At 58.7% G+C, this 2982-nt stretch carries 3 protein-coding genes; all 3 read right to left on the bottom strand.

The annotated features are described in order from the left end of the window. Nucleotides 1–986, bottom strand: a 986-nt coding sequence (locus tag ACXRVY_RS22430; RefSeq protein WP_458238268.1) for an aldehyde dehydrogenase family protein, incomplete at its 3' end; no start/stop codon positions are given. Nucleotides 987–1014: 28 nt separating this feature from the next. After that, a complete protein-coding gene (locus ACXRVY_RS22425; RefSeq protein ID WP_223457503.1) occupies nucleotides 1015–2025 on the bottom strand; it encodes a dihydrodipicolinate synthase family protein in 1011 nt (336 codons plus the stop codon). A 46-nt stretch (nucleotides 2026–2071) separates the two neighbouring features. Further along, on the bottom strand, nucleotides 2072–2982 hold a 911-nt coding region (locus ACXRVY_RS22420; protein WP_458238267.1), incomplete at its 5' end, for an ornithine cyclodeaminase family protein.

Raw genomic sequence — 2982 nt, 5'->3', positions numbered from 1 at the left:
CCCAGTACCACCCCGTCATGCATGCCATTACCGACCCTGAGCGCAGCGGCGGCATCCGCGAGCTTCTTCGCGAATTGATCGTAGACACCAGATTGCACGAGCATGCGGTTGGCGGCAACACAAGCCTGGCCTGTGTTGCGGTACTTGGCGGCAAGTGCACCCTTCACTGCGGCATCGATATCAGCATCGTCAAAGACGATGAACGGCGCGTTACCGCCCAGTTCCATGCTCGCCTTCTTGATAGTCGGAGCGCACTGGGCCAGCAGCAGCGATCCCACTTCGGTCGAACCTGTGAAGGACAACTTGCGAACGACCGGGTTCGCTGTGAGCTCCCCGCCGATTGCGCGGGCCGAGCCTGTGACGACGTTGCATACACCCCGAGGCAGACCGGCGCGCTCGGCGAGTACGGCCAGAGCCAGTGCCGAGAGCGGTGTCTGACTGGCCGGCTTGATGACGCCTGCGCAACCAACCGCCCAGCCCGGGCCGGCTTTGCGTGTAATCATCGCGGAGGGGAAGTTCCACGGTGTGATGGCTGCAAACACGCCGATAGGGGCTTTCTGCACGAGAATGCGTCGACCGTCCACATTCTGCGGAATGATGTCGCCATTCACACGCTTCGCTTCTTCCCCGAACCATTCGATGAAGCTTGCGGCGTAAAGGATTTCGCCACGGGATTCCACCAAGGGCTTACCCTGTTCGGCCGTCAGGATGACCGCCAGGTCCTCGATGTTTTCAAGCATAAGCTCATAGAGCTTACGGAGGACCTTTGCACGCTCCTTTGGCAGCGTCTTGCGCCATCCCCGCATGGCGCGTTCGGCCGCTGCGATTGCGCGCCGAGTCTCGGACTCTCCACCGTTTGGTACGCGCGCCACCAATTCACCGGTGGCTGGATTGCGGACCTCGATTGTCTGGCCACTCTCTGCCTGGACCCATTCGCCGTCGATCAACATCGCCTGACGCAGCAGGTCGGGGTCTTTCAGATTCAAGGTTGCGGTGCTATTCATGGGGCAGACCTCAGATGGAGTTACGACCGATGAAGAAGGCTTCATCGAGGTCAGTGGTCGGGTTCAATCCAGCCGCTTCTAGTCCTTTACGTAACACCGCCATGTCGCGTTGGTACACGCGTTGGGTAGGGTGGGGCATAGGACCGCCGTTGTAACCCTGCAACCAGCCTTGGTATTTCCACATCATGCGATTGAGAAGTCCGTTTGCCGCCATTGGCAGGCTTGCAAACGCTTTGCGTGCCGGATCCATTTTGTACCAGAGCTGAGTTGCCTCATCGTAGTTGCCCGCGCGGATCAACTTGTGGATCTGTGGAAGCAATGGGCCGTAGTAAGAGGAGTAGTTAGTTCCACAGAAAGGGATGTCCATCACCTGTGCCAAAGGCACGTACTCATACTCAAGCGGAGATGAGATAACGACTTCCTCATGGAACTCGCGGTGAACTTCGATCGCCGACATGATGTAAGGCAGTCCGCCTTCGGCTTTGATTGCAACGACGTTGGGGATCTCGTCGACCATTCGACGCAGCACCGCCAGCGGAATGTCGGCAGGGTGCAAGCGGCTGAAACCCCAGGCGGGCAGCGGGAAGATTATTACGCCCAGGTTCGTCGCGGCGCAGATCGCCTTGGTGTACTCGAATACTTCGTCATAGGACTTCGGATAGAAGTACGGAGGATAGCCAAGCAGCACAAGGTCGGCGCCGGCAGCTTCGGCTCGCTTGACTGCCTCAATGTTATCTTCCAGCGTGTTGAACACCGCGTGGTGAACGATCACGAGACGGCCGGCTGCTTGATCGGCCATGATTTGACAGAACTCACCGTATTGCTCTTGGGTAATGGCTACCTCCGAGCAGGACAACGACCCGACGAAACCGTGCTTGATTGCCAGTTCTACGTCGTGGCGAATGGCTTTCTCATTGATGCGCTTGAAGTCGGAGGTCATTGTCGGAATCGTAACGTTGGCGACCCCAACGAGTTTCTCGCGGGCCCAGTCTCGAGCGTCCTTTTTATTGTAATTGGCCATGTAAGGCTCCTGTCAGTCAGGGTGGGTGATAGTCGTCGCTGTTCGCTCAGCGCTTTGTTTCAAAATCGATCGGCAATGGTGTTGCCAGCCCGGCTTCAAGTGCCTTGGTCAGGATGAGTTCCGCCACCACGATGTCTTGAAGACCACCGCCAACTGACTTGAACATTGGGGCCTTGGCTTGCTTCAACTGTTCACTGCAGGCGCCGCCCATCAGGTCAGACAGGCTGAAGGCCTTCTGGCGGAATTCGATCCCGGCGGCATGGGCGGCAAGCATGTCTCCTGTCTCTTCCAGCACTTCTTCCAGGGTGTCGCAGATGATCAAGTCGCTGCGCTCCACGACTGAAACATCTATTTCACGCTGCTCCGGGATGGTCGAGCCGATCGAAACGACGGTGGCGCCCGGCTTCAACCAATCGCCAAAAAGAATCGGCTTTTCATCGCGCGAGCGTGCTGCCGTCAGCACGATGTCGGCGCCTTCCACGGCTTCTTGTGCTGAGCCAACACCCCGGGCGGGTACACCGAGATCTCGTGTCGCCGATGCGGCAAATGCTTCGCGTCGTTCAGGAGTCGGGCTGAAGACGACAATTTCGGTCAGTTCGCGGACGCTGGCGAAGGCGCGGATGTGCATCGAAGCCTCCAATCCACTTCCTATGACGGCAAGGCGTGCAGGCCTCTGTGGGGCGAGGCGGTCAAGGGCCGCGGCCGAGGTAGCTGCAGTGCGAAATCCAGTCACCAGGTTTGCGTCAATGAAAGCGGCGATGCGATTGGTCGTCCGATCGAACAGAACGATGACGTACTCGATTCCCGGTGGCGCATCGCCCATGTTCGAGCCCATCAGCTTGGCGCCGAAGTAGCGTCCGCCCGCCGGAATAGCCGGCAGGGTGCGAAGCCAGGTTTTTTCAAGGCTTGCAACGGTGCGGGGCGGAGTAGCCCTGGCTGGCAAATGTTGCCCGTAAG

It is taken from the genome of Pseudomonas sp. P5_A2_2 (genome assembly GCF_054177685.1).
This window is presented reverse-complemented; position numbering and strand designations above follow the sequence as displayed.

Coding starts and splice junctions, on each gene's coding strand:
- ACXRVY_RS22425 (WP_223457503.1), bottom strand. CDS start 2,025: ATGGCCAATTACAATAAAAAGGACGCTCGAGACTGGGCCCGCGAGAAA.